Annotated in this window: 18 protein-coding genes; 10 read left to right on the top strand and 8 right to left on the bottom strand. The window is 67.0% G+C overall.

Annotated elements, in window-relative coordinates:
- The first annotated feature begins 93 nt into the window (after positions 1–93).
- From KB879_RS20435 to KB879_RS20395, 9 genes are all read left to right on the top strand, one after another.
- A complete protein-coding gene (locus KB879_RS20435) occupies positions 94–882 on the top strand; it encodes an SDR family oxidoreductase (RefSeq protein WP_153953863.1) in 789 nt (262 codons plus the stop codon).
- 139 nt (positions 883–1,021) lie between these two features.
- Positions 1,022–2,584 (top strand): DUF1302 domain-containing protein, encoded by a 1,563-nt coding sequence (locus KB879_RS20430; protein WP_013952241.1) that lies wholly within the window; start codon positions 1,022–1,024, stop codon positions 2,582–2,584.
- A 67-nt stretch (positions 2,585–2,651) separates the two neighbouring features.
- Complete coding sequence (gene dmpE, locus KB879_RS20425; protein ID WP_013952240.1) at positions 2,652–3,434, top strand: 2-oxopent-4-enoate hydratase; 783 nt, start codon at positions 2,652–2,654, stop codon at positions 3,432–3,434.
- 53 nt (positions 3,435–3,487) lie between these two features.
- Positions 3,488–4,396 (top strand): acetaldehyde dehydrogenase (acetylating), encoded by a 909-nt coding sequence (locus KB879_RS20420; protein WP_013952239.1) that lies wholly within the window; start codon positions 3,488–3,490, stop codon positions 4,394–4,396.
- Between the two features lie 10 nt (positions 4,397–4,406).
- Complete coding sequence (gene dmpG / locus KB879_RS20415; RefSeq protein WP_013952238.1) at positions 4,407–5,432, top strand: 4-hydroxy-2-oxovalerate aldolase; 1,026 nt, start codon at positions 4,407–4,409, stop codon at positions 5,430–5,432.
- 92 nt (positions 5,433–5,524) lie between these two features.
- Positions 5,525–6,517, top strand: coding sequence for a 5'/3'-nucleotidase SurE (surE, locus tag KB879_RS20410; protein WP_013952237.1), 993 nt, complete (start codon positions 5,525–5,527; stop codon positions 6,515–6,517).
- Positions 6,518–6,528: 11 nt separating this feature from the next.
- Positions 6,529–7,191, top strand: a complete 663-nt coding sequence (locus KB879_RS20405; RefSeq protein WP_013952236.1) for a hypothetical protein — start codon at positions 6,529–6,531, stop codon at positions 7,189–7,191.
- A gap of 433 nt (positions 7,192–7,624) precedes the next feature.
- Positions 7,625–8,686, top strand: a complete 1,062-nt coding sequence (gene bcsZ / locus KB879_RS20400) for a cellulose synthase complex periplasmic endoglucanase BcsZ (RefSeq protein WP_211979680.1) — start codon at positions 7,625–7,627, stop codon at positions 8,684–8,686.
- A gap of 130 nt (positions 8,687–8,816) precedes the next feature.
- Positions 8,817–9,227: a hypothetical protein gene (locus KB879_RS20395; protein WP_013952234.1), complete on the top strand. Its 411-nt coding sequence runs from the start codon at positions 8,817–8,819 to the stop codon at positions 9,225–9,227.
- 687 nt (positions 9,228–9,914) lie between these two features.
- Here KB879_RS20395 and KB879_RS20390 read toward each other — a convergent pair.
- From KB879_RS20390 to KB879_RS20375, 4 genes are all read right to left on the bottom strand, one after another.
- Positions 9,915–11,087, bottom strand: a complete 1,173-nt coding sequence (locus KB879_RS20390) for a thiolase (RefSeq protein ID WP_013952232.1) — start codon at positions 11,085–11,087, stop codon at positions 9,915–9,917.
- Between the two features lie 4 nt (positions 11,088–11,091).
- Positions 11,092–11,484 carry a Zn-ribbon domain-containing OB-fold protein gene (locus KB879_RS20385; protein ID WP_211979679.1) on the bottom strand — a complete coding sequence of 131 codons (393 nt, stop codon included), beginning with the start codon at positions 11,482–11,484 and terminating at the stop codon, positions 11,092–11,094.
- A gap of 131 nt (positions 11,485–11,615) precedes the next feature.
- Positions 11,616–13,160: an acetolactate synthase large subunit gene (locus KB879_RS20380; RefSeq protein WP_013952230.1), complete on the bottom strand. Its 1,545-nt coding sequence runs from the start codon at positions 13,158–13,160 to the stop codon at positions 11,616–11,618.
- A 76-nt stretch (positions 13,161–13,236) separates the two neighbouring features.
- Positions 13,237–14,013 (bottom strand): GntR family transcriptional regulator, encoded by a 777-nt coding sequence (locus KB879_RS20375; RefSeq protein ID WP_013952229.1) that lies wholly within the window; start codon positions 14,011–14,013, stop codon positions 13,237–13,239.
- Between the two features lie 305 nt (positions 14,014–14,318).
- On the opposite strand from KB879_RS20375, the gene KB879_RS20370 reads away from it, so the two are divergent.
- Positions 14,319–14,816 (top strand): thioesterase family protein, encoded by a 498-nt coding sequence (locus KB879_RS20370; RefSeq protein WP_041228551.1) that lies wholly within the window; start codon positions 14,319–14,321, stop codon positions 14,814–14,816.
- Positions 14,817–14,867: 51 nt separating this feature from the next.
- Here KB879_RS20370 and KB879_RS20365 read toward each other — a convergent pair whose 3' ends face one another.
- The 4 genes from KB879_RS20365 to KB879_RS20350 all read right to left on the bottom strand — a co-directional run bounded on the left by KB879_RS20365 (position 14,868) and on the right by KB879_RS20350 (position 20,867).
- Positions 14,868–16,286 carry a sensor histidine kinase gene (locus KB879_RS20365; RefSeq protein WP_013952227.1) on the bottom strand — a complete coding sequence of 473 codons (1,419 nt, stop codon included), beginning with the start codon at positions 16,284–16,286 and terminating at the stop codon, positions 14,868–14,870.
- Positions 16,287–16,526: 240 nt separating this feature from the next.
- Entirely contained in the window at positions 16,527–16,730 is a 204-nt protein-coding gene (locus KB879_RS20360) for a CsbD family protein (RefSeq protein ID WP_041228550.1), read from the bottom strand.
- 102 nt (positions 16,731–16,832) lie between these two features.
- Entirely contained in the window at positions 16,833–17,441 is a 609-nt protein-coding gene (locus KB879_RS20355; RefSeq protein WP_013952225.1) for a hypothetical protein, read from the bottom strand.
- Between the two features lie 303 nt (positions 17,442–17,744).
- A complete protein-coding gene (locus KB879_RS20350; protein ID WP_013952224.1) occupies positions 17,745–20,867 on the bottom strand; it encodes an efflux RND transporter permease subunit in 3,123 nt (1,040 codons plus the stop codon).
- Positions 20,868–20,871 lie beyond the last annotated feature (4 nt).

Here is a 20,871-nt window from a genome sequence, read left to right as displayed (position 1 = left end):
CGCAGCGCCGCCAGCGCGGGCATCGTTCATTCGGACTACGAGCCGGACTGCCACTTCTCCTACGATGGGTGCTCCATGCATCAAGGGGGACCCATGACAGGATTCAACTACACCGGCCAGACTGTGCTGGTCACGGGCGGCATGCGCGGCATCGGCCGCGCCATCGGCGAGGCCTTCCTGCGCGCCGGCGCGCAGGTCTTCGTATGCGGCCGCACCGCGCCCGCTGACGACAGCGAACTGCCGGCCGCGGATGGCCGCAGCGCCCGCTTCATCCCGGCGGACATCCGCGACATCGAACAGGCCGATGCCATGCTGGCGCAGATCGCGCAGGCCAGCCCCACGCTCGACGTGGTCATCCACAACGCCGGCGGCTCGCCGTTCGCGCTGGTCGCGGAGGCCTCGCCACGGCTGCTGGAATCGGTGATCCGGCTCAACCTGGTGGCGCCGCTGCAGCTCGCGCAGCGCGCCAATGCACGCATGCAGCAACAGGCCGGCGGCGGCACGCAGCTGTTCGTGGGCAGCGTCAGCGCGCTGCGTCCTTCGCCCGGCACGGCGGCCTACGGCGCCGCCAAGGCCGGCATCCTCAATGCGGTGCGCACGCTCGCGGTGGAATGGGCGCCCAAGGTGCGCGTTGCCGCGGTCAGCCCGGGCATGGTGCTGACCGACACCTCGCAGCAGCAGCACTACGGCGACCCCGAGGCGTTGCGCACCATGGCCGCGACGGTGCCGCTGGGCCGGCTCGCGCACCCGGACGACATCGCCGGCGCGTGCCTGTTCCTGGCATCGCCTCAGGCGTCGTACGTGTCGGGCGCCAACCTTGTGATCGACGGTGGCGGCGAGCGCCCGGCCTTCCTCGACGCGGCTTCGCTCAATCGCAGCTGAGCGGCTACCGCCCGTAGGGAAACCGCCTAGTCCGTTCTGCCGATTTGTGCATGGCCGCCCCTCTCTACGCTTGCGACCAGGCGAGCGCCATTCGAAGTGCCAGGCAATGAACCAACACCGACACCACGGGGAGACCACCATGCACCATCCACCATCCGGCCCACTGAAACGCCGCAACCGGCTGCGGCCAATCGCTGCCGCGGCGGCACTGGCCGCGCTGCTTGCAACGCCGGCCAGGGCGGGCGAAACCATCGATCTTGGCCATGACACCACGCTCGACTACAGCGTCACCGCCTCCTACGGGGCGGCGGTGCGCACCGGCCACCAGAGCAACACGCTGCTGAGCCCGGCCAATATCAACGGCGACGACGGCAACCGCAACTTCAAGCGCGGCGACATGATCGCCAACCGCGTCTCGCTGCTGGGCGAAGCGCATGTCAAGCACGATGCCTTCGGGGCACTGGTGCGCGGCAGCGTGTTCCAGGACTGGGCCTATAGCGGCACCAACTCGAACAATGCGCCGTTCACGGTCAACCACAGCGGCCCGTTCAACCAGTTCACCGGTTCCGCGCAGGACTATCACGAGCACCGCGCGCAACTGCTCGATGCCTATGTCTATGGCGCGACGCCGATCGGCGACACGCAGCTGAGCTTCAAGCTGGGCAACCAGGTGGTCGCCTGGGGCGAGAGCCTGTTCTTCGCCAATATCGCCGGCGCGCAAGGGCCTGCCGATGCGACCAAGGCCTTCGTGCCGGGGGCCGAGGTCAAGGACATCCTGCTGCCGGTGCCACAGGCTTCGCTGCAGCTGCAGGTCACGCCGGCATTCAGCGTGATGGGCTATTACCAGTTCACCTACAAGCCGAACCAGATCTTCGCGCCGGGCAGCTATTTCAGCACCTCCGACGTGGTCGGCCCGGGCGCGGAGTTCATTATCGGACCCGGCTTCAATATCCCGCGCGGCCCGGATATCCGCCCCTCCGACTGGGGGCAATGGGGCGTGGGCGCGCGCTTCCGCGTATTTGAAAGCACCGAGATCGGGCTCTACCAGCTGCGCTATCACGACAAGAACCCGAGCGTGGTCACCTCGCTCTTCCCCACGCTGCAGTACCAGCAGAAGTTCTACGGCGGCATCAACCTGACCGGCGCCAGCTTCTCCACGCAGGTGCTGGGCGCCAACGTTGCCGGTGAAGTCAGCTACAAGGACGGCGTGCCGATGCTGGTAGACGTGGCCGGCTCGCCCACCGCGACACGCGGCCGGGCACTGCAGGGCCAGCTCTCTGCCATCTACTCGGTGGGCCCGACCTTCCTGGCCGACTCGCAGACGCTGCTGGGCGAAGTCGCCTACCTGCACGTGCTGGGCGTGGACCCGGTGATGGGCTTCGGCAAGCTGTCGAACACCCGCAACTCGGCGGCGTTCCAGGTGGGCTGGTCGCTGACCTACAACAATGTGTTCGATGGCTGGGACATGTCAGTGCCACTCACCTACGCTCAGCAGTTCAGCGGCCAGTCTGCGGTGGCCGGCGCCTTCGGCACGCTGATGGGCTATGGCGACAAGCGCGCCAGCGTCGGGCTGACCTTCAAGTACCTGAACAACCTGGAGCTCAACCTGACCTACGCCGCGTTCATCGGCGGGGCCAACATCGCCAACCGTCCGCTGGCTGACCGCGACTACGTAGCCTTCAACGCCAAGTATTCGTTCTGACCTTTGCCCTGACCCGAACTGCCGCGGCGCGCTGCCGCCGCGGCAGCGCGGCCCGACCTCCCCTGCCATGAACGCCGACCTGATCACCACGCTCAGCAATGAACTCCACCATGCGCTGGTCACGCGCTCGCCGGTGCCGCCACTCAGCGGCCGCGGACTGGGGCTCGACGTCCACGCTGCCTATCGCATCCAGCAAGGCTTTATCGCCCACCGGCTGGCGGCCGGCGACTGCATCACCGGCAAGAAGATCGGCGTGACCAGCGAGGCCGTCCAGCAGATGCTGGACGTGCACCAGCCGGACTTCGGCATCCTGCTGCAGAGCATGCAGTACGCAGCCGGGCAGCCCATCCCCACCGATACCCTGATCCAGCCGCGCGCCGAGGGCGAGATTGCCTTCTTCCTGCGGCGCGACCTGCGCGGCCCGGGCGTGACGCGCGACGATGTGCTCGACGCCACCGAAGCGGTGGCAGCCTGCTTCGAGATCGTGGATTCGCGCATCCGGGACTGGCGCATCCGCATCGAGGACACCGTCGCCGACAACGCCTCTTGCGGCGTCTATGTGCTCGGCGAGGAACGCGTCTGCCCGCACGCGCTGGACCTGGGCGCATGCGCGATGACCCTCGAGAAGAACGGCGAGTGCGTGGCCACCGGGCTTGGCAGCGCCGCGCTGGGGCATCCCGCCGACGCGGTGGCGTGGCTGGCCAACACCTTGGGCAGCTTCGGCATTCCCCTGCTGGCCGGCGAGACCATCCTGTCGGGTTCGCTGGCGGCGCTGATTCCGGTGCAGGCGGGCGACCGGCTGTCCATGCATATCACCGGCATCGGCGGCTGCAGCGCCATGTTCTGCTGACTTCCTGACTTTCCTGACTTTCCTGACTTCCTGACTCTGCCAAGCGAGACCCCATGAACAAGATCCGATGTGCCCTGATCGGGCCCGGCAATATCGGCACCGACCTGCTCTACAAGCTGCGCCGCAGCGACATCCTGGAACCGGTCTGGATGGTCGGCGTGGAGCCGTCCTCCGAAGGCCTGGCGCGCGCGCGCGAGCTGGGGCTGAAGACCACCAGCGACGGCATCGACGGCCTGCTGCCGCACCTGGAGGCCGACGATATCCGCATCGCCTTCGATGCCACCTCCGCCTACGTCCATGCCGAGCACTCGGCCAAGCTGACCGCGCGCGGCGTGCGCGTGATCGATCTGACGCCGGCGGCGATCGGGCCGTTCTGCGTGCCGCCGGTCAACCTGGACGCCCATATCGGCAGCAACGAGATGAACGTCAATATGGTCACGTGCGGCGGGCAGGCCACCATCCCCATGGTGTACGCGGTATCGCGCGTGCAGCCGGTGGCCTATGGCGAGATCGTGGCAACGGTGTCGTCGCGCTCGGTCGGGCCCGGCACGCGCCGCAATATCGACGAGTTCACGCGCACCACGGCGGGCGCGATCGAAGCCGTCGGCGGCGCGCGCCAGGGCAAGGCCATCATCGTGATCAACCCGGCCGAGCCGCCGCTGATCATGCGCGACACCATCCACTGCCTGACCGACGATGCGCCCGACGTTGCCGCGATTACCGCCTCGGTGCACGACATGATTGCCGAAGTGCGCAAGTACGTGCCCGGCTACACGCTGAAGAACGGCCCGGTGTTCGACGGCAAGCGCGTCTCGATCTTCCTGGAGGTCGAGGGCCTGGGCGACTATCTGCCCAAGTATGCCGGCAACCTGGACATCATGACCGCCTCGGCCGCCCGCACCGCCGAGTGCATCGCCGCCGCCATGCGCGCCGGCAGCGCGCAAGAAGCCGCCAACGCCTGAGGAGCCAGCCATGGTCCAACGCATCACCCTGCACGACATGACCCTGCGCGACGGCATGCACCCGAAGCGCCACCAGATCTCGCTGGAACAGATGAAAGGCATCGCCCGCGGGCTGGACGCCGCCGGCGTGCCGCTGATCGAGGTCACCCACGGCGATGGCCTGGGCGGCGCCTCGGTCAACTACGGCTTCCCCGCGCACAGCGATGAGGAATACCTGCGCGCGGTGCTGGGCGAACTGAAGCAGGCGCGCGTCTCCGCGCTGCTCCTGCCCGGCATCGGCACCGTCGACCACCTGCGCATGGCGCATGAGATCGGCGTGCATACCATCCGCGTCGCCACCCACTGCACCGAAGCCGATGTCTCGGAGCAGCATATCGGCATGGCGCGCAAGCTGGGCATGGATACCGTGGGCTTTCTGATGATGGCGCACATGGCACCGGTGCAGACATTGGTGCAGCAGGCGCTGCTGATGGAAAGCTATGGTGCCAACTGCCTGTATATCACCGACTCGGCCGGGCACATGCTGCCGCACGATGTAACCGAGAAGCTGGGCGCCGTGCGGCAGGCGCTGCGCCCCGAGACCGAGCTGGGCTTCCACGGCCACCACAACCTTGCCATGGGCGTGGCCAATTCGCTCGCCGCGATTGCCTGCGGCGCCAGCCGCATCGACGCCGCCGCCGCGGGACTGGGCGCCGGTGCCGGCAATACGCCGATGGAAGTGCTGGTGGCCGTGTGCGAGCGCACGGGCATCGAGACCGGCGTCGACGTATACCGCATCGCCGACGTGGCCGAGGACCTGGTGGTGCCGATCATGGACCACCCCATCCGCATCGACCGCGACGCGCTCACGCTGGGCTATGCCGGCGTGTATTCGTCCTTCCTGCTGTTCGCCAAGCGCGCCGAGGCCAAGTACCGCATTCCCGCGCGCGAGATCCTGGTCGAGCTCGGCCGGCAGCGGCTGGTGGGCGGGCAGGAGGACATGATCGAGGATACGGCGATCACGCTGGCGCGCAAACGGGGCCTGCTGGTGCCGTGACGGTGCCGCCCCGGCTTCCATCAAGCCTGGCGGCGCCGCTGCGCGGCCGGGCACTGCTTGCACCACGCATAAGAATAAGGAGACAGGTTCCCATGCTTCGACTTCGCGCCTGCCTGCGGCTCGCTTCCCTCGGTATCGCGGCCGCCGCACTGGCTGCCGCGGCCAGCCCCGCCCAGGCACTCAATGTGCTGCTGACCAATGACGACGGCTGCGCCGCGCCTGGCATCAGCGCGGTCCGCAAGGCCCTGCAGGACGCCGGCCACCGCGTCATCACGGTAGGCCCGGCCAGCAACCAGAGCGGCTCGGGCGCTGCCTATGCCGTGCCCGACGGGCGCACCCGGCTGGTGGTCGATCCGCTCGCCGGCAGCGCCGACACGTTCTGCGTGCACCGGGTCAAGACCACCTTTGTCGCGGGCAGCGCGCTCAATGCCACCAACCCGGACTACCTGGGCAGCGGCTCGCCGGTGGACGCCACCGCCATGGGCCTGAAGATCGTCGGACCGGAAAGCAGCTTCGTGCCGGACCTGGTCGTCTCCGGGGCCAATTTCGGCGAGAACCTGTCGGACTCCATCCCGCACTCGGGCACGGTGATGAACGTGCTGTTCGCCGCGCGCCGCGGTGTGCCCGGCATTGCGCTGAGCGTCGGCGTGGACTTTGCCGAAGCACGCACCGGCTTCGGCAGCACCGTGGCTGCGTTCCCCAAGGCCGGGGCCTTCCTGGCCCGCGTAATTGCCAGCCTGGAAGCCACGCGCACTGCCGGCCAGCCATTGCTGCCGGTGGCCCACCCGCTGAGCATCAACTACCCGATCGTCGCCGGCGGAACCCCTGCCGGCGTGCGCCTGACCACGCCTGGCACGGTGGATTCCTTTACCACCGCCTACAAGCGCAATGCCGACAACACGGTATCGATCGACGTGGGCGCGCCGGAGACCGAACTGGCAGCGCTGGCGCGGATTGCCGAGACGCCGGCCTTCCTGGCCAAGTTCATCACGATCTCGCCGCTTGACGTTGACTTCCGCCCGACGCCGCTGGCGCGCGGCCTGTTCAACCGCTCGCGCCGCGAGCTGGCCACCCTGGCACCTTAGGCGGAGCAACCATGGGCAAGGACCTTCGATCCTGGCGCCACCTCGTGCTCGCATGCGGGGTCGCGGCTGTCGCAGCATGCGGGGATGACCATGTGCCGGAAGTGAGCGGCACAGCTGCGGTCGGGGCCGCGCTGGCAGGCGCTACCGTGCAGTTGCGTGATGCGCAAGGACAAGTACGCAACGCAAGCACCGATGCAAAGGGCGCATTCCGCCTGGCCCGGGTGCCGGGCGGGGCGCTGATGGTGCGCTGCGAGGGCGGACTCGCGCAGGGCGAGCCGAACCCCCTGCGGCTGCATGGCCTGGTGCTGGGCGGGCGCACCGTGAACTGCTCGCCGCTGACCGAACTGGCGTTGTGGAAGCTGCTGGGCGGGCCGCCGGGCCAGGCATTCGACAGTTTCGGACAGGGGCGCGCCAGGGACCTGTCTGCCGACGCCATGGCCGAAGCGGAGTCCTCCGTGCTGGCGGCGCTGGCAACAGGAGCCGGGGTCGATATCGACCCCGCTGCCGTACCTCGGCGCTGGCATGACACGCCGCTCGAGGCCGGCAATGCCAGCGATCCCCATGATGCCGCGCTGGATGCGCTGCGCGACGCGATTGCCGACCAGGCTTCCATGGACTTCATGGGCGAGATGGTGGCGCGCGGCGTGTGCGTGGCCGACGGAACCTGCGGGTGAGGCGGTTGCCGCTGCGCCGCCAACAGGTAGCCTGAAGCGGCCGGTTTGCCAACCGCAAACGCCGCCCCCTTGCCAGGGGCGGCGTTTCTGCTTTTCTATATCACCCCTGAATCTTTTTTTAGACCCGGTGGAAATGTGGCTCGCGCGGTGCTTTCTAGGTCTACACTGCCCCGCACAGGCTTGAACATTGCTCCGAGTTGCAGTGCAGGTGGCGATCAGGGTATCTGCCGGGCGGAGCCGGGACATGGCTCGAAATTCCCGGTAAATCCGTGCGCAGCGCAGCCACCACGCCCTCGCCGGCGCGGCACCTGTAACCGGACGCATGCTAAGAACCCGCATCCTGCATATGATCCGCCCCGCTCCGCTCCTGGTCGCCGTCACGGCGCACTGCCTTCCGCCTCGTGGCTGGCGGCACGGCGCAACGGGCGCTGACATGCGGCGCACGCTGACGGGCCTGACCCGATGGCTGCTCGCCGGTGCGCTGGCCTGTGCCTCGCTGGCCGCCCCGGCTGCCAGCGCCCCGGTCTGCAAGTGGGCGGACTGGGATGCCTTCAGGCAAACCCTGCTGAGCGCCGACGGCCGCGTGATCGACGCCAGTACCGAGAACCAGGCCACGGTGTCTGAAGGCCAGGCCTACGGCCTGTTATTTGCCCTCGCCGCCAATGACCGCGCCAGCTTCGACAAGCTGCTTGCGTGGACCGAGAACAACCTCGCTCAGGGGGACCGGATCGCGCACCTGCCGGCCTGGATCTGGGGACGGCTGCCGCCGGAGCAGGCCAGGTCTGCCGGCAAGGCCGCGGACAGCTGGGGCGTGATCGATGCCAACCCGGCCTCGGACGCCGACCTGTGGCTCGCCTACACCCTGCTGGAGGCCGGCCGGCTCTGGCAGGAGCGGCGCTTCACCGCGCTCGGCACGCTGATGGCCCGGCGCATCCTGCGCGAGGAAACGGCGGTGCTGCCAGGCCTGGGCCGCACCGTGTTGCCCGGAACGCAGGGATTCAAGCTGAGCGAGCGCCGCTGGCGCCTCAACCCAAGCTACGTGCCGATGCAGGTCATGCGCCGGCTGGCCACGTTGCTGCCCGATGAACCGGCCTGGCAGCAACTGGTGGCCAGTTCGGCCAGGCTGATGCTGGACACCGCACCGCGCGGCTTCTCGCCGGACTGGGTGGAATACGAGACCGGGCGGGGCTTCCTGCCCGATGCGCAAACGCAAGCCGAAAGCGCCTACAACGCGATCCGCGTCTACCTGTGGGCCGGCATGCTGGCCAGCGACGCGCCCCAGCGCGCCGCTCTGCTGCGCGCCTTCACGCCGCTGGCGGACTACGTGGCGGCCAAGGGCTTCCCGCCCGAACGCGTGGATACGCAGACCGGCCAGCCCGGCTACTACACGCAGGTGCTGACGCTGTTCGGCCTGGGCTACCTCGACGGCCAGTTCCGCTTCGCGCGCGACGGCGCGCTCGTCCCCGCATGGGAGACCGGATGCCCCGCGCGCTGACAGGCGCTAGCGAAGAAGGCGCACGAAGGCTGAGGCTGGCATGGCTGTCAAGATAGCCTGCGAGGCGCCGTAATCGCTAGAATGCGAGTTAATGCGCAGCGGTGCGCGTTGGTCTGATTCCGGAGCCGGCATGGAACCCCTCTCTTTTGAATTCGTCACCGTTGAGGAAGCAAAGAAGGTACTGGACGGTGCGCCGCCATTGCAAGCCGAGCCTGACTGGAGCGGCGTGCGGCGAGCGCCGTCGCCGGAAGATACCTTGCTTTCAGATGTCGCCATGCGGTGGCTGGCGTCGCTGCCGGCCGAGGCGCGCCCCGTGGAGCTATGCCGCCGATATGCACGCATCGGCAACCAGTTGGCTGCGCTTGCTGCCAATCCGGCGGCTCTGCATGCTTTCCTGGTTGAGTTGCTGATCGATAAGCGGGGTGGGCGGCAGGGGTTTCCGGATGGGATTGCGTTTGAATTGTCGCGGTTGCATGAATATGTGGTGCGACTATTGCCCGGGTTGGGGGGTGAGCAAGGGTGGAGTGAGTTGGCGGATTGAGGTGGGCTTGGGTTGTGCGCCATGCGGTCGCTTGTCGCCCTTGGCATGCGTGGCTGTTTCGCCGGCGTAGCCGGCGACTTACTTCTTGTCCAAGCGACAAGAAGTAAGCAAGAAACGCGTCGCCTATGCGGCTAGCAATCAATTACGCGGCGTCGGTCATATGGGCGGCGGTGCTTGCCGTTTGGATGTGGTCGCGGTTCGACCCTGCTAACGCCATGTGAGTGTGTGCCAGTGCCTGCGATAACCGGCTTTTGAACGATCCCCAAGTCGGGCGGTGGCCCGCGCTCTCCAGCGATATCGCATCAACGCCTTCGGCTGCGCTCCGCGCAAGCGCCCAATGACCGTCAGCGCATTTTGAGCCTGCGCAGCAGCCGTAGGCGTCCCCGCGATGCCGTCGGCAGCAGGCGGCCTACGCCCTGCATGGGGATCGTACAATAGTAGGTTAACGTAGGCACTGTCACTGACTCACATGGCGTAGCAGGGTCGAACGGGCACCCACGCCCAAACGGAAAGCACCACCGTGCGAACTACCACCACCGTGGAATTGATTGCTAGCCGCATAGGCGACGCGTTTTTTGGTTACTTTTTGTCGCTCGGACAAAAAGTGACTCGCCGGCTACGCCGGCGAAACAGCCACGCCCGCCAAGGGCGACAAGCGACCGTAATGGCACCAAGCCCAAAACACAATTAAACCGTCGCCGCAGTCCCCAGAATCGCCGTAGCCTGACTAGACAACGTCCCTCCATTCCCATGCACCACGGCAACTTCGGCACCCTCCACCTGCCGCTCCCCACATTCCCCCCGCAACTGCCGCACCGCCTCAATAGTGATGAACATCCCATACATCCCAGGATGCACGCATGACAACCCACCGCCATTGGTATTCACCGGCAGCCGCCCACCCGGCGCAATGCCGCCGCCGCTGACAAACTGACCGCCCTCGCCCTTGGCGCAGAACCCCAGGTCTTCCAAGAACAGCAGCGTATTGATGGTGAACGCATCATAAAGCTCAGCCACATCGACATCAGACGGCTTGAGGCCCGCCATGGCGAAGGCGCGCTCGCCGGATTCCTTGGCGGCCGTGACAGTCAGGTCCGGCATGCACGAGATCTGGCGGTGCCACGTGGCGGTGGCATTGCCCAGCACATAGACCGGCGGCTTGGCCAGGTCCCTGGCGCGGTCCGCGCGCACCATCACATAGGCACCGGCGCCATCGGTGACCAGGCAGCAGTCACGCACTGACAGCGGGTCGGAAACCATGCGCGCATTGAGCACGTCGTCGATGCTGAGCGGGTCCCGCATCATCGCTTCCGGATTGAGCTGCGCCCACTTGCGCGCGGCCACGGCGACCTCGGCCAAGTGCTCGCGCGTGGTGCCGTACTGGTGCATATGGCGCGCCGCGGCGAGTGCATACGACGTGATCGGCTGCAGCGGGCTGTACGGGTGCTCATACGGCTGCGGGTCCAGCACCGCGCGCACCTTGGAGATGCCGGCGCGGCCGACGGTGGAGGTGCGCTGGTTGCTGCCGTAGCAGACCAGCACCGCATCGCACTGGCCCGATTCGAGCGCCATCATCGCCGGCAGCATGTGCGAGACAAAGCTGGAGCCGCCGATCATGGTGCTGTCGACAAACTTGGGCTTGATGCCGAGGTACTCGGCCACCGGCATCACCCACATGCTGGCGCCGACGCTGGCAGTGGCGATGCCGTCGATGTCGCGCATCGACAGGCCCGCATCCCTGACGGCGGCCTTGGCGGCCTCCACCAGGATTTCCATTTCCGTCTTGCCGTGGGCCTCGCCCATGCCCGACTGGCCGACCCCGACAATGGCGACGCTGCCACGCAAATTGGACAAACTCATGGCTTCAGCCCTCCACCGGATCGAACACGACGAGAGCGGCCTCGCCTTCCTTGCCCTGCGCCACGCGCGCCTGCACGCGCATGCCGATGCGCACGCTGGCGGGCGCGATGCCTTCCACGCGGCTCATCATGCGCACGCCCTCATCCAGATCGACCAGCACCACGTTGTAGTCGCCGCCGGCTTCCGGCTTGCGGCGGATCACGCTGGTGGAATAGACCGTGCCGCTACCCTTGGGCGCGACCCAGGCGAGCGTGTCGCCGCCGCAGTGCGGGCAGATATTGCGCGGGAAAAACACGTGGCGCTTGCAGTCCTGGCAATGCTGGACGCGGAACTGGCCAGCGGCGAGCTGCTCCGCATAAGCCTTGTCCGGACCCACCGCCGCTTCTTGTTGGGGCATGGAGTCTCCTTCACTTTTGATGGTGCCGCCATGGGCTTTCCATGGCACGGCAATGAGCTTGCCGCAGTCTGTGCATTGCAACAATTCACATCTGCCAAAGGCTGGATTTTTGAATGCGGAAAGCGCCGCGCTCAGATCACCAGTTCGATCACAAACGGCCCCTTGCGCGCATTGGCCATGCGGAACAGGTCGGCAAAACTTTCCATGTCCCTGGCCTGCGCGCCCTCCACGCCCATGCCGTTGGCCAGCTTGACCCAGTCCAGGTCGGGATTGCCAATGTCCAGCATGTCCAGGGCGGTCTTGCCCGGGTTGGCCCCCACGCCCGCCAGCTCGCCCAGCAGGATGGCGTACTTCCGGTTGGCCAGCAGCACCACGGTGACATCGAGCTGCTCGCGCGCCATGGTCCATAGCGACTGCAGCGTGTACATGGCCGAGCCATCGGCCTGCAGTGCCACCACGCGCCGGTCCGGCGCCGCCACCGCCGCGCCCACGGCCAGCGGCAGGCCTTCGCCGATGGCGCCGCCGGTCAGCTGCAGCCAGTCGTGCGGGGCCGCATGGACCGTGCCGGGATAGAAGGCGCGGCCGAAGCTGATGCTCTCTTCCACCACGATGGCTTGTTCGGGCAGCAAGGCGGTCAGTGTCCGTGCCACCGCCTCGGACGTGACCGCGCCGCGCGCGGGCTCCACCGATGCGGGCGCCGCGGCAGCCGGCAGTGGCGCATTGCGTGCGCCCACCTCGTCAGCCAGCCGGGACAGCGCTTCGGCCAGGTCTTCCTCCGGACGTGCCAGCACATGGATCACGGCATCTTCCGGATACGGGCGCGGCGACTTGCCCGGGTAGGCAAAGAACGTCACCGGCGCCGGTGCGCCGACCAGGATCACGTTGCGGATGCCGGCCAGCTTGTCGCGCGCGACGTCGCCTGAATATGGCACGCGGTCCACCGCGAGGCGGCCGCTGCCGCGCGACACTCGCGCATTGGACATGGGCGAGATCAGCCGGGCGCCGGTCGCTGCGGCAATGCGGTGCGCATCGGCCAGCGGCGCCTCGCGCAGCGCGCTGCCCCCCAGCACGACCAGCGTGGGCTGGCCCGAGCGCAGCACGCGCGCGGCCTGCTGCACGGCGTCGGGCGAGACCTTGGGCACCGCCAGCGGCGGCAGCGGCGCGGCCACCACGCCGCCAGCATCCCAGCACACATCGGACGGCAGGATCAGGCTGGCGACCCCGCCCGGCGCGGCGCATGCGGCCTGCACCGCGGACGAGGCATCGGCGCCGACGGACGCAGCCTGCGTGGCCGTGCGCGTCCACACGGAGACAGGACGGGCCCAGCCTTCGGTATCCGCGGTCAGCGGTGCGTCCAGCGGCCGGTGGTAGGTGGCCTGGTCGCCGATGATGTTGACCACCGGCGTCTGCGCGCGGCGCGCGTTGTGCAGGTTGGCCAGGCCGTTGGCCAGTCCCGGGCCGCAATGCAGCAGCGTGGCGGCGGGCTTGCCGGCCATGCGCGCATAGCCATCGGCCGCGCCGGTGACCACGCCTTCGAACAGGCCCAGCACGCAGCGCATGCCCGGGATGCGGTCCAGCGCCGCGACGAAGTGCATTTCGCTGGTGCCCGGGTTGGCAAAGCAGGTGTCCACGCCGTTGGCGAGCAGGGTCTTGACCAGGCTCTCGGCGCCGTTCATCGGTTGGGTAGTTTCCATGTCTCGGGTTCCGCTCAGGTTCTGGGTCAGCAGGTTGGCATTGGTTGCACTGGGGGCGTCAGGCCGGGCGCGGCCGCGCCGCCAGCAGGTCGAAATCCAGGCAGACAAACTCGGTCGGGAATTCGATGCGTGCGTAGTAGACGATCAGCTCGCCGCGCTCGCCCGGGACACAGGCAAAGCGGCGCAGCTCAGCCACCGGCGCGCCCACGGCAAGCGCCAGCGCTGCGGCGGATTCGGCCCCGGCCGCGACGATCGACAGGCGCTGGCGCGCGGTGCTGACCGACAGGCCGGGGAAGCGGTCCAGCACCGGCACCGAGGCGCCCTGGCGGAAGGCCTCGGGCTCGCGCGCAAAGACGCCGGCTTCGATATAGACCTCGCCCACCGCGAACGGCCGTCCTTCCAGCCGGTGCAGCCGGCGCAGGAAGTGGTAGTCGGCGGCGCGCTCACCGGGGCACGGCATGCCGAGATCGGCGGGCAGCGGCACGTTGCCGGCCGACTCGACCATCGCTTCGGTGTCCAGCTGCGCGCCCACCGCCACCGCCTCGTCCCAGCTGGTCGACAGCGACACCTGCCGCCGCGCCTGGCACGGTGCCCTGACGAAAGTGCCGCGCCCGCGCGCGCGCTCCACCAGCCCTTCTTCGTCGAGCATCGACAAGGCATGGTGCATGGTCATGCGCGCCACGCCGTACTGGCGGCACAGTTCCTCCAGGGAGGGAATGCGCTCGCCCTGGCGCCAGGCGCCGCTTTCGATCTGGCGGCGGAAGATGGTGGCCAGCTGCAGGTAGACCGGCTGGCGGCTGCGCGAGAGGAGTTCGCTGGAGGTGGTGTCTGCCATGCGGCAAGGGAGGTCGGGAAACGGGCGATGCAGTGACCGCCCAAAGGCAGCCAAGTCGGATGACTATATGAAAGTCTATAAACCTAGACTACTCGGGTTAACGCCGATCCATGCCTCTCCGGTTTTGCCAGGCCCGGGCATGCATTCCGGGCGTTTGTCGACCGGGCGTCACGCGCCGAAACGTGCAGGAACCCCCACTTCAGCGCCCACCCTGCCACTGCCCAAGCGGACAGAATGCCACCATGCCCCAACCTTCCCGGGGGCAGGCGTGGCTGCCGCTTGCGGCCATCTCAAGGAGTCAATTTATGTTGATGCGAGACGTGATCCCCCAAATCCTGAACCGCGGCACGGCCCAACTGGCACCCGACGCGTTCGAGACGGCTTCGCACAAGACCTTCCACCATGCGATCGACATTTATCTCAAGGATTCCAATGCCTTTATGAATACCTACTTCGCCCGCTACTTCGAGTGGCAGGGCATTTGCCGGGAGCGGTGGTTCCATGAATGCATCCACGACAACCTGCTGGCCGCGGGCGGCGTCTTCGTGACCAAGCGTGCGCACCAGGAGTATGTCGAGGAGACGTTCCCGTTCCAGCGCGTGGATTGCTACCTGAACACCTTCCAGGTCCGGCAATGCTCGGCCTACCTGCTGTTCCGGTTCTGCGTGGGGGGCAAGCCGGTGTCGCTGGGCTACCAGCAGATCGTCTTCGCCGACCGGGAAAAGCGCATCACGCGCTTTCCGGCGGGCATCATCGAGCGGGTCAGGGAATATGAACTGGTGCTGCCGGCACTGGCCAGCTGAGCCAGGCGGCTGACCCCGTGCGAGTCTGAATCCGGCACCGCCGGCCGTGGGTCAGCCGGCGGTGCTGGTGCGCAGTCGGCTGTCGGCCATGGCGGTGAAGCGCGGCAGCCTGAGCGTGAAGGTGGTATGCACGGCCGGCACCGACTCGCACTCAATGCGCCCGCCGAAGGTCTCGATCACGCGCCGGCAGAAGGCCAGGCCCAGGCCGGCACCGGTGCCATGCGCCTTGGTGGAGAAGAACGGATCAAAGATGCGCGGCATGACGTCGGCCGGAATGCCCGGGCCGGTGTCGCGAAAGCGGATCACGTGGTACTGGCCCTCGGTCGCGCCGGTGATGTCGATGTGGCCGCCGCCGGCCGCCCTGATCGCATGCAGCGCGTTCTTCAGCAGATTGAACAGCACATAGACCAGCAGCGTGTCGGAGCCGACAAAGCGCCAGTCCTGGTCGATGCCGCGAACCTGCACGCAGCCGCGCTCCTCGCCCTGGAACGGGTAGCGCTCCAGCGCCGCATGCACGCAGTCGGCAATGCCGTGTGGCGCAAAGCTGCTGCGGTCCAGCCGCTCCAGCGTGACCGAGGCCAGCGCCATGTCGATCACGGTGCTGGTGCCATCGACTTCCCGCGTGATGGCGCCGACCAGGCTCGACACGCGCTCAAGCTGGCCGGGCCGCATGCGGTCCTCGTACAGCCCCTGCTGGACCGCCAGCTGGTAGCCGTGCAGCACCTGCGGCCAGGTGCGCGCCAGCTCCTGCGCCTGCATGCGGATGGTCGCCAGCGGCGTGCGCACCTCGTGCGCCACGGTGGCGGCCAGCGAATACGGATGCATCAGGTCGTAGCGCACCACGCTGACCGCCAGGATGCCCAGGCTTGCCGCCACGAACACCACGCCCGGCGGATAGAAGGCCGCGCCGTAGTTGACGGCGTAGTCCACCGCCGCCAGCGAATAGAGCGCCACCGCCACCAGGCACAGCTTGTAGCGCTTGCGGCGTTCAGCCGTTGCATTGTGCCGCGCCGCCACCAGCAGCCAGGCGCTGCGCAGCGCCACCAGCACCGTCTGCAACAGGTGCAGCGGATGCAGCGGGCCGGCCTTGGGATAGTCGCCGAAGAAATAGCTGTAGTAGCCAGAGACCACCTGGTTGGTGGTCAGCAGCAGCACCGCCAGCACCAGGCTCAGGCCGTAGGAGGCCAGCAGCAACGGCCGCTCGCGGCGGCACTCGGTGACTTCGGCAATGAAGTGGTAGAACGTGGTCGGCAGGAACAGGATGAAGAGGTAGCCGAGCCTGGCCAGCGCCAGCGCCACATCGGGATGCGAGGCCTGGAACAGGAACACCCACGTGCCCTGCCAGGCGAAGGTGGTCACGCACAGCAGGAAGAACGAAGTGGAGACGCGCGTCACCCCCTTGGTCACCAGCACATAGAGGCCGTAACCGAGGAAGATCGACGAGACGAAGGCGGGCAAGGCTGCGTACATGCGGAGCGCGAAAGCAGGCCGGATGGATGGTGGGGTCGGCGACGCGACATGGTATGCCCTGCGCGGGTGGCGCGTGCATCATTTGGTTGCATTCAGAGCTAATCCGCGCTTAATGCTGTGCGATTTACGCCGAAACACCCCTCGTTCCGGGGGTGCCTGAGGGGAATCGAGTACGCGCCACACAAGAAACAAGGCGGGGCGCCCGCTGGCGACCCGCCTTGCCGTGCTGCCACGCCCTGCTTACCAGCGCGTGTCCCGTTCCCACGCCTTCATTTCTTCCTCGGCGCGCTCCTTGGTGTAGCCATAGCGCTCCTGGATGCGGCCGGCAAGCTGATCACGCTTGCCGTTGATCTGCGCGATGTCATCGTCGGTCAGCTTGCCCCACTTCTCCTTGACCTTGCCCTTCACTTGTTCCCACTTGCCTTCGATCTGGTCCCAGTTCATGTCGTGCTCCTTCATCCGGTGGCAAGGGGGCGCCATCAGAGGCGTCCCCTTGCGTGTGGTGCGGTGCGTGTCCCGCCATTGCTGGCGGGACACCGCGAAGGCTTACTTGCTGTACTTGGCCTTCACATCGGCCTGGCACTTGTCCTTGGACTCGCCCGAGAGCGCGTCGCAGCGTTCCTTGTCGGCCTTGTAGGCGGCGTCAGTGGCGTCCTTCTTCGCGTCGGCGCGGGCTTCCGCCACGTCGGCACGCGAACCGGTCGCCGCGGCCTTGTCGACCTTGGCAGCCATCAGTGCCTTTTCATGGGCGGCCTTGGCGTCCTTCTTGCAAACGTCCTTGTCATTGCCCTTCTTGTCGTCGCACATTTCCTTGGCGACGTCATAGTCGCGGTCGGCCTTGACCTTCTCGGCCTTGGCCATCGACTTCTGCGTGCCGTCGCGGCGGGCTTCTGCCTGGGCCTTGGCCACATCGCGGTCGCGCTTGGCCTCGGCCTTGCAAACGTCCTTGGCGTTGGCCTTCATGCCATCGCACTTGGCGGAGGCAGCCTTGTAGTCCGCATCAGCCTGCTTCACCGCGGCGTCATAGTCCGCCTTTGTCCCGGTTGCAGCCGTTCCGGTCGTGGTTGCTGGCGCGGTCATCTGGGCCAAAGCAAATCCCGCCGGTGCGGCAACCATCATCGAACACACTGCTGCGGTCAGCCATTTCTTCAACATGTCGATCTCCTTTCCGGGTGGATGCGTCAGGGTACGCATGAGAGGCCGGCGGCTATGCTGCTGGCCATGCCGTAAGTACAGAGTAGGCTCGGGGAAATATGGGAAGCAGGCGTCCGGCTCCGAAAGGAGCGTCAGACTATTCCGACATTGCGATTCGGGCGACGCACACGGCGGGGCATGCACCGGATTGCGGAGGGACTTGTGGAATGCGCCTTAAAAGAAAAAACGCCGCCCGGTGTGGGGGCGGCGTCATGCCTGGGGCCTGTCTGCAATGCCACACAGGCCGCGACCGCGGCCCTGTCATCAGCCCGCAATCGATGGCGTCAACCGGCTCTCGTCGGGCTTGTCGCCCTCCTCGTCCGGCCAGTTGCGGCCCACCATCCATTCATACAGGGTGGGCAGCACGATCAGCGTCAGCATGGTGGCGGTAATCAGCCCGCCGATGATGACGATGGCCAGCGGGCGCTGCGTCTCCGAGCCGATGGCGCGCGAGATGGCCATCGGGAACAAACCCAGCATGGCCAGCAGCGCGGTCATCAGCACCGTGCGCAGCCGGTCCATCGAGCCGGTCAGCACGGCCTGGCGCACCGGCATACCTTCATCGCGCAGCTGGTTGAAGTAGGTCACCATCACCACGCCGTTGAGCACCGCCTGGCCGAACAGCGCGATAAAGCCGATCGCCGCCGACACCGACAGTGGAATGCCGGTCAGGAACAGCGCGAACACGCCGCCGATCAGCGCGAACGGGATGTTCGAGATGATCAGCGTGGCGCTCTTGAACGACTTGAACGCATTGAACAGCAGCAGGAAGATCACCAGCACCGACAGCGGCACCACGATCGAGAGCCGCGCCATGGCGCGCTCCTGGTTCTCGAACTCGCCCGACCAGCTGATCTTGACGTCCTCGGCCTTGACATTCTTGGCCACCAGCGCCTGCATGTCCTTCACCACGCTGCCCATGTCGCGGTCGTGGATAAAAATGCCGATCGAGGTGGTGCGCTGGCCGTTCTCGCGGCTGATGTTCATCGCGCCGGATGCCGCGCGGAAGGTCACCAGCTGTGACAGCGGCACCTGCGCGCCGTCCGCGGTCTGCATGAAGATATTGGGCAGGTTCGGCAGCGCGCGCTCCGACGGCTTCAGGCGCACGGCAACGCTGAAGTGCTTCTCGCCCTCCCACAGCTCGGTCGCGGCCTTGCCGGCCAGCGCGGTTTCCATCAGGTCCTGCACGTCGGCCACGTTGATGCCGTAGCGCGCGGCCTGGGCGCGGTCGAACTCCAGCACGTACTGCGGCAGCTCGCCGTCGCGGTCGATAAAGGCCCGCATCACGCCCTTGACCGACTGCACGTTGGCCAGGATCTGGTCGGCCACCTGCTTGTTGTGCTCAAGGCTGTCGCTCTGGACCTTGATCACGATCTGGCCCTTGATCTGCGAGATGCTCTCCAGGATGTTGTCACGCACCGGCTGCGAGAAATTGGGCTCGATGCCGGGGAGCTGGCGCAGGTTCTTGTCGATCTCGCCGATGATGCCGCGCTTGTTGAAGCCGTCGCGCCACTGCTTCTCGGGCTTGAGGTCGACCAGGATCTCGACGGTGTTGATCAGCTTGGGATCGGTGCCGTCATCGGGGCGGCCCACCTTGGAGATGGTGGTGTTGACCTCCGGGGTCTTGCGGATCACGCCGCGCAGCAGCCGCGCCTGGTCGCGCGCTTCATCGATCGAGACCGACGCGGGCAGGTCGAAGCTGACCCACATCGAGCCTTCGTCCAGTTCGGGCAGGAACTCGCTGCCAAGGAACTTGCCCACGCCCACGGTCACCACCAGCAGGCCCACCGCCGCGCCCACCACCAGCTTCTTGTGGTCCAGCGCCCAGGCCAGCATCGGCTCATAGAGCCGCTTGCAGTGGCGCACGATGAAGTTGTCGTCGTGCGCGATGTTCTTGGTGAGCAGCAGGTGGCACAGCAGCGGCACCAGCGTCAGCGAGAGGATCAGGGAGCCGATCAGCGCGCCCGTCACCGTGTAGGCCATCGGCGCGAAGATCTTGCCCTCGTGCCGCTGCAGCGTGAAGATCGGGATGTGCGCCGCAATGATGATGACCATCGAGAACACGGTCGGACGGCCCACTTCCGTGGTGGCCTGCAGGATGGCGAGGAGGCGCGCCTTGCTGTCCTTGATCTGCTGCTCCTTCAGCTCGCCCAGCCGCTTGAAGATGTTCTCGACCACGATCACCGCGCCGTCGACGATGATACCGAAGTCCATCGCGCCAAGAGACAGCAGGTTGGCCGGAATGCCCACCCAGGTCAGGCCGATGAAGGTCGACAGCAACGCCAGCGGGATGATCAGCGCCACGATTGCCGCGGCACGCACGTTGGCCAGGAACAGGTACAGCACCGCCATCACCAGCAGCGCGCCTTCCACCAGGTTGCCGAACACGGTGTGCAGGGTCTTGTCGATCAGCGTGGAGCGGTCGTAGTACGGCACGATCTTCACGCCCTTGGGCAGGATCTGGTCGTCCAGCAGGTCGATCCTCTTCTTCAGCGCCTCCAGCACCAGCGACGGGTTCTCGCCCTTGCGCATCACCACGATGCCCGAGACGATGTCGTCCTCGTTGTCCTGGCCCATCAGGCCTTGCGGCGGCGCGCTGCCGACCCTCACGTCGGCGATATCCTTGACAAGGATGGGGGTGCCGTTGTTCTCGGCCACCACCACGTTGGCGATATCGGCCGAGGTACGGAAGCTGCCCAGCGAGCGCAGCAGGAACTGCTGCCGGCCGTGCGCCACGGCGCCGCCGCCGGCGTTGGCATTGGCGCGCTGCAGCGCGGTGAACAGCTGCGACAGTGAGATCTTGGCATCGCGCATGCGCGCCAGGTTGGGATTGACCTCGTACTGCTTGATGGTTCCGCCGATGGTGACCAGGTCGGCCACGCCCGGCACCTGGCGCAGGTTCTTCTCCACCACCCAGTCCTGCAGCGTGCGCAGCTCTTGCGCGGTATAGCCCTTGCCGGTCAGGCGGAAGCGGTAGATCTCGCCGATCGCGGTGGACAGCGGCGCCAGGTCCGGATGCACGCCGTCGGGCAGGTCCACGCTGCGCAGGCGCTCCAGGATCTGCTGGCGCGCGGTCACGTCGGTGGCCTTGTCATTGAAGGTCACCATCATGAACGACAGGCCGAACTGCGTATGCGAGAACACCCGCACCGCGTTGGGCGTGCCGGCCAGCGCGGTTTCGATGGGGATGGTGACCTGGCGCTCCACCTCTTCGGCGGCGCGGCCCGGGTACAGCGTGATGACGTTGACCTGGATGTCGGAGACATCCGGGAAGGCTTCGATCGGCAGGTTCTTGAACGCGGCCAGGCCGCCCCCGACGAAGATAAGCAGGCCCAGCCAGACAAAGAGCTTCTGGTGCAGGGCAAAGCTGACGATGCGCGAAATCATGTGG

Source organism: Cupriavidus sp. KK10, assembly GCF_018223725.1.
GTDB lineage: Bacteria > Pseudomonadota > Gammaproteobacteria > Burkholderiales > Burkholderiaceae > Cupriavidus > Cupriavidus necator.
Note: the sequence above shows the minus strand (reverse complement) of the source record. Positions and strands in the feature narration are given on the sequence as shown.

Excerpts from the sequence above, each read along its gene's own strand:
- KB879_RS20435 (WP_153953863.1), top strand. The coding sequence starts at position 94 with ATGACAGGATTCAACTACACCGGCCAGACTGTGCTGGTCACGGGCGGC.
- KB879_RS20430 (WP_013952241.1), top strand. The coding sequence starts at position 1,022 with ATGCACCATCCACCATCCGGCCCACTGAAACGCCGCAACCGGCTGCGG.
- dmpE (WP_013952240.1), top strand. The coding sequence starts at position 2,652 with ATGAACGCCGACCTGATCACCACGCTCAGCAATGAACTCCACCATGCG.
- KB879_RS20420 (WP_013952239.1), top strand. The coding sequence starts at position 3,488 with ATGAACAAGATCCGATGTGCCCTGATCGGGCCCGGCAATATCGGCACC.
- dmpG (WP_013952238.1), top strand. The coding sequence starts at position 4,407 with ATGGTCCAACGCATCACCCTGCACGACATGACCCTGCGCGACGGCATG.
- surE (WP_013952237.1), top strand. The coding sequence starts at position 5,525 with ATGCTTCGACTTCGCGCCTGCCTGCGGCTCGCTTCCCTCGGTATCGCG.
- KB879_RS20405 (WP_013952236.1), top strand. The coding sequence starts at position 6,529 with ATGGGCAAGGACCTTCGATCCTGGCGCCACCTCGTGCTCGCATGCGGG.
- bcsZ (WP_211979680.1), top strand. The coding sequence starts at position 7,625 with ATGCGGCGCACGCTGACGGGCCTGACCCGATGGCTGCTCGCCGGTGCG.
- KB879_RS20395 (WP_013952234.1), top strand. The coding sequence starts at position 8,817 with ATGGAACCCCTCTCTTTTGAATTCGTCACCGTTGAGGAAGCAAAGAAG.
- KB879_RS20390 (WP_013952232.1), bottom strand. The coding sequence starts at position 11,087 with ATGAGTTTGTCCAATTTGCGTGGCAGCGTCGCCATTGTCGGGGTCGGC.
- KB879_RS20385 (WP_211979679.1), bottom strand. The coding sequence starts at position 11,484 with ATGCCCCAACAAGAAGCGGCGGTGGGTCCGGACAAGGCTTATGCGGAG.
- KB879_RS20380 (WP_013952230.1), bottom strand. The coding sequence starts at position 13,160 with ATGAACGGCGCCGAGAGCCTGGTCAAGACCCTGCTCGCCAACGGCGTG.
- KB879_RS20375 (WP_013952229.1), bottom strand. The coding sequence starts at position 14,013 with ATGGCAGACACCACCTCCAGCGAACTCCTCTCGCGCAGCCGCCAGCCG.
- KB879_RS20370 (WP_041228551.1), top strand. The coding sequence starts at position 14,319 with ATGTTGATGCGAGACGTGATCCCCCAAATCCTGAACCGCGGCACGGCC.
- KB879_RS20365 (WP_013952227.1), bottom strand. The coding sequence starts at position 16,286 with ATGTACGCAGCCTTGCCCGCCTTCGTCTCGTCGATCTTCCTCGGTTAC.
- KB879_RS20360 (WP_041228550.1), bottom strand. The coding sequence starts at position 16,730 with ATGAACTGGGACCAGATCGAAGGCAAGTGGGAACAAGTGAAGGGCAAG.
- KB879_RS20355 (WP_013952225.1), bottom strand. The coding sequence starts at position 17,441 with ATGTTGAAGAAATGGCTGACCGCAGCAGTGTGTTCGATGATGGTTGCC.
- KB879_RS20350 (WP_013952224.1), bottom strand. The coding sequence starts at position 20,867 with ATGATTTCGCGCATCGTCAGCTTTGCCCTGCACCAGAAGCTCTTTGTC.